Below are 15,379 nucleotides of genomic sequence, written 5' to 3'. Positions count from 1 at the left end.
TGGGGTGGGAGGGACCGCGCCCATCCTGCCATCCCCGGCTCGGCCCGTGGGCTCGTCATCCACAGGCCGGCCCGACGGGCAACCGGGGGCCGGATGGCCGACGAGCCTCTAGGCTGGACGGTGACGCCCACGAGGCTGCCGCTGTTCCCGACGCGAGAGGTCGTTCCATGACGAAGAAGGTCGCACTGCTCACCGCCGGTGGGTTCGCTCCGTGCCTGTCCACTGCGGTGGGAGGACTGATCGAGCGCTACACCCAGGTCGCGCCCGAGATCGAGATCATCGCCTACAGGAACGGCTTCCAGGGCCTGTTGGCGGGCGACCACCTGACCGTGGACGACGAGGTGCGGGCGAATGCCGCGCTCCTGAAGAAGTTCGGCGGTTCCCCCATCGGCAACAGCCGCGTGAAGCTCACCAACACGAAGGACCTGGTCAAGCGGGGCCTGGTCGCCGAGGGCGTCGACCCCCTCAAGTTCGCCGCTGACCGCCTCATCGAGGACGGCGTGACGATCCTGCACACCATCGGCGGCGACGACACCAACACCACGGCCGCCGACCTCGCCCACTACCTGCACGAGCACGACTACGAGCTCACGGTCGTCGGCCTGCCCAAGACGATCGACAACGACGTGGTCCCGATCCGACAGAGCCTCGGGGCCGACACGGCGGCCGAGATGGGGTCTCGCTTCGCGCAGAACGTCGTCGCGGAGCACAACGCCAACGCGCGCATGCTCATCGTCCACGAGGTGATGGGCCGCAACTGTGGCTGGCTGACCGCGGCGACCGCCCGCAAGTACCGCGACTGGCTCGCCGAGCAGCACTGGCTGCCCACCATCGGGCTCGCGAAGAAGGCCTGGGACGTGCACGGCGTCTACCTGCCCGAGGCGGTCATCGACATCAAGGCCGAGGCGGAGCGCCTGAAAAAAGTCATGGACGAGGTCGGCAACGTCACGATCTTCATCTCCGAGGGTGCCGGCGTCGAGGCGATCATCGCCGAGATGGAGGCCGCCGGTCAGGAGGTCCCGCGCGACGCCTTCGGCCACGTCCGCCTCGACAAGGTGAACCCCGGCGCCTGGTTCGGCCAGCAGTTCGCCGAGATGCTCGGTGCGGAGAAGACACTCGTGCAGAAGTCGGGCTACTACTCCCGCTCGGCCGCCTCGAACGAGTACGACCTCGAGCTCATCGGCTCCATGGTCGACCTCGCCGTGGACGCCGCCCTGCGGGGCGAGCCGGGCGTGATCGGCCACGACGAGGAGCGTGGTGATGAACTGCGCCCCATCGAGTTCTCTCGCATCGCCGGCGGCAAGCCGTTCGACATCACCCAGCCGTGGTTCGTGGACCTGCTGTCGGAGATCGGCCAGGCCGCTCCCGTGGCGGCTCCCCCGGCGGGCCACTGACCGCCCACGACCGCGACTTGCCACGAAGAGCCCGCCCCCTTCCGGGGGCGGGCTCTTCCGCTTCCGGTCAGCGACGGGTGAGACCGGACAGGACGGCTGCGATCGTCGCCACCACCCCCACGGCCAGTGCACCGCCGGCGGCTCCCACACCCCGGCTCGCGGCGGCACGGCGACGGGCCACCTCCACGGGAATGAGGTCGGCCTCCTCACGCTCTCGCGCGGCGGCGAGTTCCGCGGCCACCTTCTTCGTGGCGTAGTGGGTCGGGTGTGCCGGCACCGTGTCGGCGAGGGTCACGTCACCGCCGGTGAACGCCGGATGAGTCCCCACCCACGCCGCCACGACGAGGATGAGGGTGGCGAAGAGGTTGAAGAAGAGCATGACGACGATGACGCTGCCGAACACCGCGTAGGCGGCGTTGCCGGAGAACAGGCCGATGAGCAACCCGGCGAGGTACTGCAGGAGCGCCATGCCCACCGCGCCGATCGCCGCACCCCTCAGGAGGACGGGAACGGGCACCCGCCTCTCCGGGAAGACCCTCAGCAGGAAGGCGAACAGCACGAAGCCCGCCAGCACCGTGCCGAGGACCGGCACGAGGGAGAGCAGGTAGTCCCCACCGGGCACGCGATCAAGTCCGAGGAAGCTCCCCACCACGGTGCGCGCCGCCGTCGCGACCGTGGTCATGGCCATCGAGAGGGCCACGAGGACGAGCAGGCACAGGAGGATCCCCAGGTTCTTGAGAGTGTCGAGGACGATGTTCGTCTTCGCCTCCGACACGTCGAAGTCGGGGCGGATCATCGCTCGGACGGCCGAACGGATGTTCTTCACCCAGTTGGCGCCGGACCACACCGCCGACACGAGGCCGATCGCGCCGACGGTCTGCCAGCTGCTGAAGGCCTGCTCCACCGCGGCGCTGAGCTGGTCCCCCAGGTCCCCCTGCCCGGAGACGACCTCCTGGATCCAGGCGTTGACCCGGTCGAGGATGTCGGGCAGGAACACGGTGATCGTGAGGCCCAGGGCAGCAAAGGCGACCATGAGCACCGGCACCAATGAGAGCACCGAGAAGTAGGTGATCGCCGCCGCGAACTGGCCGCCCAGTCGCTCCCCGAACCGTCCGAACGCCTCGAGGACGTGCGCCACCCACGGCTTGGCCTTGAGGTCCTCGATCCACTGGGGCATGAGGTCACCCAACCAGAGCCCCCACCCCCGCGACAAGGGGTGGGGCCACGGGGCCGCGTTACGGCGTGCGCTCAGTCCTGGTAGGCCTCGATCGGGGGGCAGGAGCAGACGAGGTTCCGGTCACCGTAGGCCTGGTCGATGCGCGCCACGGCCGGCCAGTACTTGTCCCGCGCGCCGGTCGAGACGCTCCCCAGCACCTGCCCCGCGGGGAAGCCGCCGGCGCTGCGGGGGTACGGATGCTGCCACTCGTCGGCGGCGACCTCGGTCAGCGTGTGGGGGGCGTTGTGCAGCGGGTTGTCATCGGCCGGCCACTCCCCCGCCTTGACGCGGGCCGCTTCGTCGGCGATGGCGTGCATCGCCTCGACGAAGCGGTCCAGCTCGGCCAGCGACTCGGACTCGGTCGGCTCGACCATCAGCGTGCCCGCGACCGGGAAGCTCATCGTCGGCGCGTGGAAGCCGTAGTCGATGAGTCGCTTGGCCACGTCGTCCACGGTCACGCCCGTGTCCCTGGTCAGGGGGCGCAGGTCGACGATGCACTCGTGCGCCACCCAACCGCCGGCACCGGTGTACAGGATCGGGAACCGCTCCGAGAGGCGCTTGGCGAGGTAGTTGGCCGACAGGACGGCGGTCTGGGAGGCGAGGCGCAGTTCGGGACCCATCAGCGCGATGAAGCCGTAGGTGATCGGAAGCACACCGGCGGACCCGAAGGGTGACGCTGCGACGGGGCCGTACGAGGTCACCGGCCCCGCATCGGTGACCACCGGGTGATTCGGCAGGTAGTGCGCGAGGTGCTCGCGGACCGCGACCGGGCCGACGCCCGGGCCGCCACCGCCGTGCGGAATGGAGAACGTCTTGTGCAGGTTCAGGTGCGACACGTCCGCCCCGAACTTGCCCGGCTGGGCGAGGCCCATCAGCGCGTTCAGGTTGGCGCCGTCGACGTACACCTGGCCACCGGCGGCGTGGACCTTGTCGCACAGCTCGGTCACCCGCGTCTCGTACACGCCGTGCGTGGAAGGGTAGGTGATCATGATCACGGCCAGCTTGTCGGCGTGCTTGGCGATCTTGGACTCGAGGTCGGCCAGGTCGATCGAACCGTCCGCGGCGGTCTTCACCACCACCACGTCCATGCCGGCCATCGCCGCGGACGCGGCGTTCGTGCCGTGCGCCGAGGCGGGGATGAGGCACACGGTGCGGTGCTCCTCTCCTCGCGCCCGGTGGTAGGACCGGACGGCCATCAGACCGGCGAACTCGCCCTGGCTGCCGGCGTTCGGCTGCAGCGACACCCGGTCGTAGCCGGTCACGGCCACCAGCTGGGCCTCCACGGCGGCCACGAGCTCGGCGTAGCCCTGGGCGTCCGCGGCCGGCACGAAGGGGTGCAGGTTGGCGAAGCCGGGGTAGCTGATCGGCTCCATGGACGCCGCGGGGTTGAGCTTCATCGTGCAGGACCCCAGCGGGATCATGCCCCGGTCGAGCGCGAAGTCACGGTCGCCGAGCGCGCGGAGGTAGCGCATCATCTCGGTCTCGGACCGGTACGAGTGGAAGACCGGGTGCGTGAGGTACGCCGACTCGCGCTCGGGCTGGCCGAGACCGCCGGCCACGGCGTCCGACAGGGTTGCACCGAACACGGACGCCACGGACACCAGGTCCGCTTCGGTGACGTCCTCGCCGACCGAGATGCTGACGCGGTCGGCGTCCAGCGCCCAGAGGTGGACGCCGGCCTCACGGGCGCGCGCGACCACGGCGTTCGCCTCGCCGGGGACCAGAACGGTGATCGTGTCGAAGAACCGGTCGGAGACCAGCTCCCGCCCGGCCGCGGTGATCGCGGCCGCCAGGCGCCGGGCGCCGGCGTGCACGTCGCTCGCGATGTCCCTCAGCCCGACGGGACCGTGGTAGACCGCGTAGGCCGCGGCGGTGACGGCCAGCAGGACCTGGGCGGTGCAGATGTTGGACGTCGCCTTCTCGCGGCGGATGTGCTGCTCGCGTGTCTGCAGGGCCAGCCGCAGCGCCGGCGTCCCGTTGCGGTCCTGGGACAGGCCGACCAGGCGCCCGGGGAGTTGGCGCTCCATGCCGGCACCCACCGCGATGTAGCCCGCGTGCGGGCCGCCGTAGAACAGCGGGACGCCGAACCGCTGGGTGGTGCCGGCAGCCAGGTCGGCCCCCCACTCGGCCGGGCTGGGGAGCAGCGTCAGGGCGAGCAGGTCCGCGACGGCGATGACCAGCGCGTTGTTCTCGTGAGCCTTCGCCGCGATGGTGCGGAGCTCGTCGAGGGAGCGCAGCGAACCGTCGGCGGCGGGGGTCTGGACGACGACCGCGAACGCGTCATGCCGCTGGAGGCCGGCGACCAGGTCGTCGACCACGACGACCTCGGTGTCCTGGGCGAGGGCACGGGTCCGGACGACGGCGAGCGTCTGGGGCAGGATGCCGGCGTCCACCAGGACGACCGAGCCCTTGCGCTGCTGGCGGCGGGCGACGGCCACCGCCTCGGCGACCGCGGTCGCCTCGTCCAGCAGGGACGCCCCGGCCGACGGCAGGCCCGTCAGGTCGGCGACCATGGTCTGGAAGGTGAACAGCATCTCCAGGCGGCCCTGGCTGATCTCCGGCTGGTAGGGCGTGTAGGCGGTGTACCAAGCCGGGTTCTCGAGGATGCCCCGCCGGATCACTGCCGGCGTCACGGTGCCGTGGTAGCCCTGTCCGATCATCGGACGGAGGGGATTGTTGCGCGCCGCCATGCGCGCGAGGTCGTCCAGGACCTGGGCCTCGCCGACGGCCGGAGGCAGGTCGAGGGGGCCTGTCATCTGGATGTCCGCCGGAACCGCCTCGTCGGTCAGGGCGTTCAGCGACGCGACGCCCAGGGCGGCGAGCATCGCGGAGCGATCCTGCTCAGTGGGGCCCAGGTGGCGGATGCTGAACGGTTCCATGGCGCGCTCCCTCTGCCGCGCCGCGAACCCGGGAGACGTTCACCCGGTTCGGCGCCGGACGGATCCCCACCCTACTAAACGGGCGCTTCCCCCGGGGCAGGCTCTCAGCCGGCGTTGCGAGCCGCGCGGCGTGCGGCGAGTTCGTCGGTCGCCGTCGGTGCCGGCGCGGCCTCCGGCTCGGCCCGCTCGGTGGGCAGCGACGCGAGGCTTCCCTCGAGGTCGTGCCAGACGCGGCCCAGGGCGATCGCGAAGATCCCCTGGCCGCCGTGAACGAGGTCGATGATCTCCGAGTCCGAGATCGCCTCGTACACCGAGACGCCGTCGCTCATCAGCGTGACAGTGGACAGGTCTTGCACGCCGCGCGCGTGGAGGTGGTCGATGGCGATGCGGATCTGCTGCAACGAGATGCCGGCGTCCAGGAGGCGCTTGACCACCTTGAGCATCAGGATGTCGCGGAACGAGTAGAGGCGCTGCGTGCCCGATCCCTCGGCGGCGCGCACCCCGGGGACGACCAGCCCCGTGCGGGCCCAGTAGTCGAGTTGCCGGTAGGTGATGCCCGCGGCGCTGCAGGCGATCGGCCCACGGAAGCCGATGTCCTCCGGCAGGGGCGAGAAGTCGCCCTCGAAGAGGACGTCCTGCAGCCCGGCCGTGGACTGCGGTGCCTTCTCCTGTGGTGCGTTCACCGTGCCTCCTGCATTGTTCCGACGTCGTACCAGTATGACGGTAGCGGCCGGGATCCGGCAGGCACCCCGACACGCCGTGGGGTCGCGCGAGGTTCACCCAACCCTCAAGCGCCGCCTCAGGGTTGCTGGGGCGACGGGCCGAAGTCCTCGGGGTTGATCGTGTCGAGGAAGGCCCGGAACTCCTTCAACTCCTCGTCCCCACCCCCTGCACCGCGCGCCCCGTCCGGAGCCCCCACGCCCACCTCGTCCAGGAGGTCCTCGTCCACCAGGATCGTCGCGCCGCACCGCAAGGCCAGGGCCACGGCGTCCGACACGCGAGCCGTCACGTTGTTGCCGCCGACGACGATGTGCGCGGAGAAGACCCCCTCGACCACGTCGGTGATGTGGGCGGACTCGACCACGGCGTCCACGACCGACAGCGCCTCGACCATGAGGTCGTGGGTGCCGGGATGCTCGTCGTCGATGCCCTCCAGGGCGGACAGGATGGCATTGCCCCCGGCGGCGGTGATCCAGACCGCCAGTTGGCGTGGACCCTGCGCCTCACGCAGGATCAGGACCGGCGTGTCCGCCACAGCGGTCACCCGGACCTCGCTGAAGAGCATGGGGATCATCGTCATCTCCCGATTCCTCCGGACCTGATCGCCGTGCGGAGCAGGGCTGCATGGGCGTACATCACCAACTGCATGACCTCGGCGATGGTTTCCCGCGAGGCGGTGCGCCGGCGCCCATGCGCCTGCACCGCCTGTTCGATGAGCGCACCCTCCCGCTCCGCCACCTGCTTGATAGCCCTCAGATGCCGGGCGTCCATGCCGAAGGTGGCGAGCTTGCGTGCGGCGACCGCGATCGTGAGCGCATCGCGTCCGTAGTACACGGTGCCGTGGCGCGGCAGGACCAGCCGGTGCTCCTCGAGTTCGGAGAGCATCGCCTCGGACAGGCCCGAGATCTGGAGCAGTTCCTTCCGGTTCACGTGGATCGCACGTTTGCCCTGCGTGACCTTCGGCGGGGGCAGTGCCGGGGGCAGCTCCTCCTGGTGGGCGGGGGCCGCCGCCTCCCCAGCCTGGACCGGGGGCACCGGGGAGGGCGGCTCCTCGCCGGCGTCCATCGCCTCCAGGTTCTCCCGGATCACCTTCAGCGGGAGGTAGTGGTTCTTCTGGACGTCCAGGATGTAGTGCAGCCGCTGGACGTCGACCGCGGAGTACCGGCGGTACCCGGACGGCGCACGCTCGGGCGAGATCAGGCCCTCCCCTTCGAGGAACCTGATCTTGCTGATCGTGATGTCCGGGAAGTCCTCCTTCAAGACCTTGAGGACCTGCCCGATGCTCTTGGTCGCAGCGGGCATCTAGCTCCGTCCGCTGGGCGCCACCATGTAGACGAGCCGGAACTTGCCGATCTGCACTTCGTCCCCGCTGCGCAGTGCCACCTCACCGTCGATGAGGGTGCGGTTCACGTAGGTGCCGTTCAGGCTGTTCAGGTCCGCCAGCCAGATGTGTCCGCCGCGCTCGGTGAACCTCGCGTGATGGCGTGACACGGTCACGTCGTCGAGGAAGATGTCCGACTGCGGGTGCCGCCCGGCCGTCACCGTGTCCTGGTCGAGCAGGAACGTCGCACCAGCGTTGGGACCCCGGACCACGACGAGGGCGGAGGCACCAGGGGGCACGTCGGTGAGGGTCGGCAGCTTCGGGTCGGTCACCTCGGCGGGGACGTCCGTCGGGCCGGGGGTCACCACCGGGATCACCCGGGTGGTGTCGCCTGTGTTCGAGCGCAACGGCGCCCCACAGTTCGAGCAGAAGTTGACCCCTGCCGCGACCTGCTGACCGCACGCGGGACACGTTGTCATGGAAATCCTCCCTTGGGCCCGTGGGCCCGTCCTGGCCCCCGGTTCGCCCGGCGGCCGAGTCACCTTACTCCCCGGCGACCTCGGCGTAGGCGTCCGAGTCGAGCAGGTCGTCCAGTTCGGCGGGGTCGGACAGCTCGATCTCGAACAGCCATCCGTCGCCGTAGGGGTCGCTGTTGATCGTGTCCGGAGAATCGGACAACTGCGCGTTCACGGCCGTGATGACACCCGACAGCGGGGCGTAGACATCGCTCACGCTCTTGGTGGACTCGACCTCGGCGCACGCGTCATCGGTGGCGACCTCCTCGCCGACCTGGGGAAGGGAGACGTACACGACGTCACCGAGCGCCTCTGCGGCGTAGCTCGTGATGCCGACGCGAACCGTCGAACCGTTTCCGGCCCGCACCCACTCGTGCTTGTCGGTGTAGCGAAGATCCTCAGGGAACACGGCTTCTCCTCCGTCGTGGCTGGCTCCGGGCACGGGGCCACGGATGGGAACAGCCTAGTGGACATCAAGGCGCGGGGTGAGCAACCTCAGGCGGGGCGTGCGAAGCGTGGGGGGTCCCGGGTGACCACCGTGTCGATCGCCAGTTCACGCACCTCGGCCACGCTTGCGGTGCCACCCACGCGTTCACCCTCGATCGTGCTCACGAGGCCACCCCGGAAGCGGGTCGCCTCCGCCAGGGTGTCCGGGGCGCCGATGGCCTCGATGACGATGGTGTCGCCGAGCGGCACCCCGTCGACGGTGAGGGCCCCGGCGGTGCCCCCGACCCAGCTGGTGGTGACGAGTCGGATCCGGTTGTCGATCTCCATGACCTCGGCTCCGGCGTCGCGGAGTTCCTCGATCGTGTTGAGCATGATCTCCGGTGTGAGCTTCCGGTTCCGGTCCACGATGGTCACCCGGATGCCGGGGCCCGTCGCCCGCGCCGTGCCCCCGAGCAGTTCCAGGGAGTCCAGCCGCCGGAGCGCCTCGTCGCGGGCCACCGCCGTGGCGTCCGCGCCGGACTGGAGCCGCTGGCGGGTGCCCTCGAGGTCGGACACCTCCGCCTCGAGCCTCCGCGACTCGGCCGTGACGTCGTCGAGCATCGCGACGAGTTCGTCCTGGCGCAGCGTGCTGTACCGCTGGTCGCGCTGGCCCGTCAGCTGCACGGTGACGGCCAAGCCGCTGAAGAGCAGGACGACGGCGACGATCAGCTGCGACCGGCTCGGCTTCAACAGGTCGGATGCCAGTCGTCTCCAGACGCTGGGCGCCTCGGACGGGTTGGCCTGCTGCGGTTCGTGCTCCCGGTCAGGCATGGAAGAGCTTCCGTCGGATGTGGGCCACGTTGGTGAAGATGCGGATGCCCAGCACCACCACGACGGCCGTGGAGAGCTGGGTGCCCACGCCGATCAGGTCGCCGACCCACACGATGAGGGCGGCGATCAGGACGTTCGAGATGAACGAGACGACGAACACCTTGTCGTCGAACACGGCGTCCAGGTAGGCGCGGAAACCACCGAACACGGCATCGAGGGCGGCGACGATCGCGATGGGCAGGTAGGGCTGCAATTGGGCGGGCAGCGAGGGCTGCAGGAAGATCCCCAGGGCGATGCCGAGGGCCAGCCCGATGATCGCGTACACAGTTCCTCCTCGTCAGCGGGCCTTCTGGGCGCGGTCGACGCCCAGCCCCGGGTCTGCCTGCAGGGTCAGCTCGTTCGCCCGGTCGATGGACCAGACCACACCGTAGTGCTCGCCCAGCCCCGCGACCCATTGGCCCCCGCTCGAGTCGCGGAAGCCCTCCTCGAGGCGGCGCGGGTCCCCGATCGCCTCGACCACGTACGGCCTCGTCAGCGACCGGTAGTCGACCGTGACGGCGTCTCCTGCATTGCGGATCGCCGTGCGGACGGACAGCCGTCGTCCGTTGATCGCCATGGCCTCCGCGCCCAGGGCCCACAGGCTGTTGGCGACCATCCGCAGGTCGGCGTCGACCACCTGGCTCCCCTGGACGGCCGAGTCCTCACCGTCGTCCAGCGTGACCCGGACGCCGGGGCCCACCACGGGGTCGCTGCCGACCCGGGCGCCGAGGGTGTCGCTCAGCGCCCGTTCGGACGCCGTCAGGGCACCGGCGGACAGCCGCAGGTCGCGGATCTCCCGCGTGAGGTCCGCCGTCCGGCCCCGCAGGTCGTCGATCGTCGACTCGGTCCGCGTGATGCGGGCGATGAGGTCGGCCCGCTCCTGCGCGATCGCGGGGGCCGCCCGCCACTGGTTGCCCAGGGCGACCCCGAACAGGAGGCCGACGACCGCCAGCGCGGGCAACACGACGCGCCCGCGGTGGCGCGGACCTCCATTCTCCGCAACGGCCGCCCGGTAGGAGGGGTCGAGTGCGGTCTCCCGCAGTTGGTTGAGCAGGTCCATGGACGCGTCCGGCCGGCTGGGCCGCTGGTCGACGTCTTGGGGGTGCTGCTCAGTCTCCGGCATCCGTCAGCCCTCGGCGGCCCAACGATCGGCGACCAGGCCACGGACATCACCGATCAGCTGGGGCAAGGCCTTGGTGCGGCCGAGGACCGGCATGAAGTTGGCATCGCCGAGCCACCGCGGCACGACGTGCTGGTGGAGGTGCGCGGCGATGCCGGCGCCGGCCACTTCGCCCTGGTTCATGCCGATGTTGAAGCCCTGGGGATGCGACACGTCGCTCAGCACACGGACGGCCTCCTGGGTGAGCGTCGCGAACTCTGCCGTCTCGTCCGCGGTGAGGTCGGAGTACAGGGACACGTGCCGGTAGGGGCAGACGAGGAGGTGGCCCGGGTTGTACGGGTACAGGTTCATCACCACGTAGCACGTCTCACCGCGCCGGACGATGAGCCCGTCCTCGTCCGTACGGCCCGGTGCGCGACAGAACGGGCACGACTCCTCGTGCGGATCGGTCGGCTTGTTCTCGCCGTCGATGTACACCATCCGGTGCGGCGTCCACAGCCGTTGGAACGCGTCGGGTACCCCCGGAAGGTCGAACGGCGATTCGACGTCCATCACTGCTCGTCGTCCGTCACTTCGGCGGCCGTCGGGCTGTCGTTGCGGCGGGCAGTGATCCAGCCGGTGATCTCGGTGATCGCCTGGGCCACCGGGACCTGGTTCCGTTGGCTTCCGTCCCGGAACCGGAACGAGACCGCGCCGGCCTCCGCGTCCTCGCCGCCGGCGATCAGCACGAAGGGCACCTTCTCCTTGGCCGCGTTGCGGATCTTCTTGGCGAAACGGTCGTGGCTGTCGTCGAACTCCACGCGGACGCCCGCGGCGCGCAACTGATCGACCACGCCCCCGAGGTACTCGTTGAACGCCTCGGCCACCGGGACGGCGACGACCTGGACGGGGCTGAGCCACGCCGGGAACGCACCCGCGTAGTGCTCGATCAGGACCCCCATGAAGCGCTCGATGGAGCCGAACTTGGCCGAGTGGATCATGACCGGCTGCTGGCGCGTGCCGTCGGCGGCCACGTACTCCAGTCCGAACCTCTCGGGCTGGTTGAAGTCGTACTGGATCGTTGACATCTGCCAGGTGCGGCCGATGGCGTCCTTGGCCTGGATCGAGATCTTCGGGCCGTAGTAGGCGGCACCGCCTGGATCGGCGACGACCGGCAGGCCGGACTCGTGGGCGATGCCCTCGAGGATCTCCGTCGCCTCCGCCCACTGCTCGTCCGAGCCGATGAACTTGTCCTTCTTCTTGCCGTCCTCGTCGCGCGTCGACACCTCGAGGGCGACGTCGGTCAGCCCGAAGTCGTGCAGCAGGCCGAGGATGAACGTCAGCAGGTGGCGCACCTCGTCCGGCGCCTGCTCCTTGGTGCAGTAGGAGTGGGAGTCGTCCTGCGTGATGGAGCGCACGCGCGTGAGACCTTGGACGACGCCGGACTTCTCGTCGCGGTACACCGTGCCGAACTCGAAGAGGCGCAGCGGCAGCTCGCGGTAGGAGCGTCCGCGGGAGTCGTAGATCAGGTTGTGCATCGGGCAGTTCATGGCCTTCAGCCGGTAGGCCTGACCACCCTTGACCACGTTGCCCTGCTCGTCGCGCTCGGCGTCCTCCAACAGCGGGGGGAACATGCCGTCGGCGTAGTACGGGAGGTGCCCCGAGGTGTAGAACAACTCCTCCTTGGCGATGTGCGGCGTGCCGACGTAGTCGAACCCGTTGTCGATGTGGGCCTGACGGACGTAGTCCTCCATGGCGCGCTTGATGATGCCGCCGCGCGGGTGGAAGAGCGGGAGGCCGGAGCCCACCAGCTCGTGGAAGCTGAACAGGTCGAGCTCCGTGCCCAGCTTGCGGTGGTCCCGCTTGGCGGCCTCCTCGAGGCGGTGCTGGTAGGCCACGAGGTCGGCCTTGGTCGCCCACGCCGTGCCGTAAAGTCGCTGGAGCTGGGCATTCGCCTGGTCGCCGCGCCAGTAGGCGGCGGCCGTGCGGGTGAGCGCCCAACCGTTGCCCAGGTAGCCGGTGTGCGGCACGTGCGGCCCGCGGCACAGGTCCTTCCAGGCCACCGTGCCGTCGCGCTTGACGTTGTCGTAGATCGTCAGTTCGCCGGCGCCCACCTCGACCGAGGCCCCTTCGGCGTCCGCGTTGTGGCCCTTCAGGCCGATCAACTCGAGCTTGAACGGTTCGGCGGACAGTTCCACGCGGGCGGAATCGTCGGCGACCGCTCGGCGGACGAAGCGCTGGCGCTCCTTGACGATCCGGCCCATGTCCTTCTCGAGGGCCTTGAGGTCCTCCGGCGTCAGCGGCTCGGTGAGGAAGTCGTAGTAGAAGCCGTCCACCACGGGCGGGCCGATGCCCAGCTTGGCGTCCGCGCGGAGGTTCTGGACGGCCTGCGCGGCGACGTGCGCCGTCGAGTGGCGCAGGATGTACAGGCCGTCGGGCTCGCTCACGAGGACGGGCTCGACCTCGTCCCCGGCCCTGACTTCGCGGTGCAGGTCCAGGATCTCGCCGTTGACGCGCATGGCCACGACCGTCCGATCGTCACCGAAGAGGTCGAGGCCGGTGGTCGTCGTCTCGATGGCCCTCTCCTCGCGCGCGTCGGGTCGCAGGATGGTGATCGAGGCAGACAACTTCGTTCCTTTCGTGGACGGTCTCCCCCATTCTGCCGCATCGCCCGACCGGCCGAGGCGCCGACCACGCGCCACTCGGTGGGCGGGTCAGGGCAGGTCCCAGGTGTGTACCGGTTCGTTGCTGTGCATCCGTTCGGTGTAGGCGGCGGTCATCGCGACCAGTGCCGCGTCACGCGTCGCCCCGCGGGACTCGAGGGCGTCGACGCAGCGCACCTGCCACTCGGCTCCGTTGACACCGGCGAGGCATCGCTTCTCGATGATGCCCAGGTAGCGGTCCACGGCGGCCCCGTCCACCCCCCACTCCTCCAGACCCGCCTGTGCCAGGGGCAGGAGGTGCCGGAGCACGAGTTCACTGGCGGGGGTGTCGCCGAGTCCGGGCCAGAACAGCTCGGCGTCGATGCCGTGACGGGCGGCCGCTTCGAAGTTGGCGTGCGCGCTGCGGAACGCCATGCGCGTCCACACCGGACGGTCGTCCCGCGCCATCCGGCCCAGCGCTCCGTAGTAGAACGCGGCGTTGGCGACGGTGTCGACGACGGTCGGCCCGGAGGGCAGGACACGGTTCTCCAGGCGCACGTGCGCCCGGTTGCCGACGACGTCGTAGACCGGCCTGTTCCAGCGATAGATGGTGCCGTTGTGCAGGGCGAGTTCCGCCAACCGAGGGGTTCCTCCGGCCGCGAACACGGCGCGTGGGTCCTCCTCCGTCGTCTCGGGCAACAACGCGGGGAACCAGCGCGAGTTCTCCTCGAACAGGTCGAAGATGGACGTGATCCAGCGCTCCCCGAAGAACACCCGGGGTCGGACGCCCTGGTTCGCGTACTCGATCGGACGGGTGTCCGCCGCCTGGCCGAACACGGCGATGCGGCTCTCGGCCTCGAGGCGGTGGCCGAAGGCGAAGGGCGCGTTCGCCCCAAGGGCCAGCTGCGGGCCCGCCAGCACCTGCGCCGCGTTCCAGGCCCGGGCGAAGTCGCGCGGCGGCACGAGCAGGTGCAGTTGGGTCGAGGTGCAGACCGACTCGGGCGCCAGGGACCCCACGTGCGCGTCGAGGTGTTCGCCGGTTGGGCCCTCGATGTCGAGGTGGATGTCCTCGCCCCTGGCGGCCAACATCGCATCGTTCAGGACCTGGAAGCGCGTGTTGTCGCTCATCCAGTGCTGTTCGAAGTCCGTCAGCTGCACCGTCGGGAGGATGCCGGCCATGACGATGTGGCGACCTTGCGGGGCGATACGTCGCTCCGCCTCGTTCAGGGAGTCCCGCAGGAACTGCTCGAGCTCCAGCAACTCCCCACCGGCGATGTCCCCGGGAGGGACGTTGAACTCGATGTTGAACTGGGCCAGTTCGGTCTGGAAGTTCGGGTTCGCGATCGCCTGGAGCACCTCGGCGTTGGCGAAGCTGGGCTGGTGCTCGGCGTCCACGAGGTTCAGCTCGATCTCCAGACCCGTGCGGTGCACGTCCAGGGTGAAGGCCCCGGCGCGCAGCATCTCCTCGAGCACGTCCAAACAGGCGAGCACCTTGTGCCGGTAGGCCTGGCGCTCCTCGCGGGTGAAGTGGCGTTGGCCGATCTCACTGCCCATGGCGACAACAGTAAAGGCCCCGGCAAGTGCCGGGGCCTTTATGGTGGGCGGTACCAGACTTGAACTGATGACCTCTTCCGTGTCAGGGAAGCGCGCTACCAACTGCGCCAACCGCCCGAGGTGGAGACGGGATTTGAACCCGTGTACACGGATTTGCAGTCCGTTGCCTCGCCTCTCGGCCACTCCACCGCGGTAGAGCGCCGGCCTGCACGAGGCTCAGGCCCTCTCCGAGCGGACGACGGGATTCGAACCCGCGACCCTCACCTTGGCAAGGTGATGCTCTACCAGCTGAGCCACGTCCGCATGTGCTGTCCGAACCGCTGTGGGCCGTTCGGGGCGTGGAACACCATATACGGATGTCTCGCCGCTTTGCAAAACGAGCCCATGGGCGGCGGTCAGGGAGCGACGATTTCCCACGGCGCCCGGTGTCGGCTAACATGTTCCTCCGCGGGCGATTGGCGCAGTTGGTAGCGCGCTTCGTTCACACCGAAGAGGTCATCAGTTCAAGTCTGGTATCGCCCACCGCACACATCCCGCTCCGGTTTCCGGGGCGGGATGTTTCGTGCGTCGGGGTTGGCGCCTGTTGCACCGGGAGCGCCAGCACGACTCCGCTTGTGGGAGCGTTTTGTCTCAAGCATTGGACACTGCGTCCACTGCGTGGGACGTTGTAATTGGCAAGGCGTCAACTCTTAAGTCAGGATGACCCCTGTCAAGCGGCAACGACGCCGGCAACAGCTAGCGAC

At 69.6% G+C, this 15,379-nt stretch carries 14 protein-coding genes and 4 tRNA genes; 2 read left to right on the top strand and 16 right to left on the bottom strand.

All coding sequences use genetic code 11. The annotated features are described in order from the left end of the window. Positions 1-167 precede the first annotated feature (167 nt). Positions 168-1,394, top strand: coding sequence for a pyrophosphate--fructose-6-phosphate 1-phosphotransferase (locus AC5YDV_RS00680; protein WP_496181672.1), 1,227 nt, complete (start codon positions 168-170; stop codon positions 1,392-1,394). A gap of 67 nt (positions 1,395-1,461) precedes the next feature. Here the strand turns inward: AC5YDV_RS00680 and AC5YDV_RS00675 are convergent, their stop codons facing one another. The 16 genes from AC5YDV_RS00675 to AC5YDV_RS00600 all read right to left on the bottom strand — a co-directional run bounded on the left by AC5YDV_RS00675 (position 1,462) and on the right by AC5YDV_RS00600 (position 14,939). After that, on the bottom strand, positions 1,462-2,571 hold the full coding sequence (locus AC5YDV_RS00675) for a YhjD/YihY/BrkB family envelope integrity protein (RefSeq protein ID WP_496181671.1): 1,110 nt from the start codon (positions 2,569-2,571) through the stop codon (positions 1,462-1,464). 71 nt (positions 2,572-2,642) lie between these two features. After that, positions 2,643-5,489, bottom strand: coding sequence for an aminomethyl-transferring glycine dehydrogenase (gene gcvP, locus AC5YDV_RS00670; RefSeq protein WP_496181670.1), 2,847 nt, complete (start codon positions 5,487-5,489; stop codon positions 2,643-2,645). Between the two features lie 104 nt (positions 5,490-5,593). Beyond that, positions 5,594-6,172: a MerR family transcriptional regulator gene (locus AC5YDV_RS00665; RefSeq protein WP_496181669.1), complete on the bottom strand. Its 579-nt coding sequence runs from the start codon at positions 6,170-6,172 to the stop codon at positions 5,594-5,596. A gap of 116 nt (positions 6,173-6,288) precedes the next feature. Beyond that, on the bottom strand, positions 6,289-6,789 hold the full coding sequence (locus tag AC5YDV_RS00660; protein WP_496181668.1) for a bifunctional nuclease family protein: 501 nt from the start codon (positions 6,787-6,789) through the stop codon (positions 6,289-6,291). Beyond that, positions 6,786-7,511 (bottom strand): transcriptional regulator FtsR, encoded by a 726-nt coding sequence (gene ftsR, locus AC5YDV_RS00655; protein WP_496181667.1) that lies wholly within the window; start codon positions 7,509-7,511, stop codon positions 6,786-6,788. The genes AC5YDV_RS00660 and ftsR overlap by 4 nt, the downstream gene beginning before the upstream one ends. Then, entirely contained in the window at positions 7,512-8,009 is a 498-nt protein-coding gene (locus tag AC5YDV_RS00650; RefSeq protein WP_496181666.1) for an FHA domain-containing protein, read from the bottom strand. A gap of 64 nt (positions 8,010-8,073) precedes the next feature. Continuing rightward, complete coding sequence (gene gcvH, locus AC5YDV_RS00645; protein WP_496181665.1) at positions 8,074-8,454, bottom strand: glycine cleavage system protein GcvH; 381 nt, start codon at positions 8,452-8,454, stop codon at positions 8,074-8,076. Between the two features lie 86 nt (positions 8,455-8,540). Next, complete coding sequence (locus tag AC5YDV_RS00640) at positions 8,541-9,302, bottom strand: DUF881 domain-containing protein (protein WP_496181664.1); 762 nt, start codon at positions 9,300-9,302, stop codon at positions 8,541-8,543. Continuing rightward, entirely contained in the window at positions 9,295-9,627 is a 333-nt protein-coding gene (locus AC5YDV_RS00635; RefSeq protein ID WP_496181663.1) for a small basic family protein, read from the bottom strand. Before AC5YDV_RS00635 ends, AC5YDV_RS00640 begins: the two co-directional genes overlap by 8 nt. Positions 9,628-9,639: 12 nt before the next feature. Next, complete coding sequence (locus AC5YDV_RS00630; protein WP_496181662.1) at positions 9,640-10,464, bottom strand: DUF881 domain-containing protein; 825 nt, start codon at positions 10,462-10,464, stop codon at positions 9,640-9,642. 3 nt (positions 10,465-10,467) lie between these two features. After that, complete coding sequence (locus AC5YDV_RS00625; protein WP_496181661.1) at positions 10,468-11,013, bottom strand: HIT family protein; 546 nt, start codon at positions 11,011-11,013, stop codon at positions 10,468-10,470. Next, positions 11,013-13,067 (bottom strand): threonine--tRNA ligase, encoded by a 2,055-nt coding sequence (thrS, locus tag AC5YDV_RS00620; RefSeq protein ID WP_496181660.1) that lies wholly within the window; start codon positions 13,065-13,067, stop codon positions 11,013-11,015. Before thrS ends, AC5YDV_RS00625 begins: the two co-directional genes overlap by 1 nt. Positions 13,068-13,154: 87 nt before the next feature. Continuing rightward, a complete protein-coding gene (locus AC5YDV_RS00615; RefSeq protein ID WP_496181659.1) occupies positions 13,155-14,636 on the bottom strand; it encodes a glutamate-cysteine ligase family protein in 1,482 nt (493 codons plus the stop codon). 41 nt (positions 14,637-14,677) lie between these two features. Continuing rightward, a tRNA-Val gene (locus tag AC5YDV_RS00610) sits at positions 14,678-14,753 on the bottom strand. Position 14,754: 1 nt separating this feature from the next. Then, positions 14,755-14,825, bottom strand: a tRNA-Cys gene (locus AC5YDV_RS00605). 41 nt (positions 14,826-14,866) lie between these two features. Continuing rightward, positions 14,867-14,939: transfer RNA gene (locus tag AC5YDV_RS00600), tRNA-Gly, on the bottom strand. A 146-nt stretch (positions 14,940-15,085) separates the two neighbouring features. On the opposite strand from AC5YDV_RS00600, the gene AC5YDV_RS00595 reads away from it, so the two are divergent. Beyond that, positions 15,086-15,158, top strand: a tRNA-Val gene (locus tag AC5YDV_RS00595). Positions 15,159-15,379 lie beyond the last annotated feature (221 nt).

The sequence above is a fragment of the Propioniciclava sp. LT432 genome (assembly GCF_059515965.1).
Note: the sequence above shows the minus strand (reverse complement) of the source record. Positions and strands in the feature narration are given on the sequence as shown.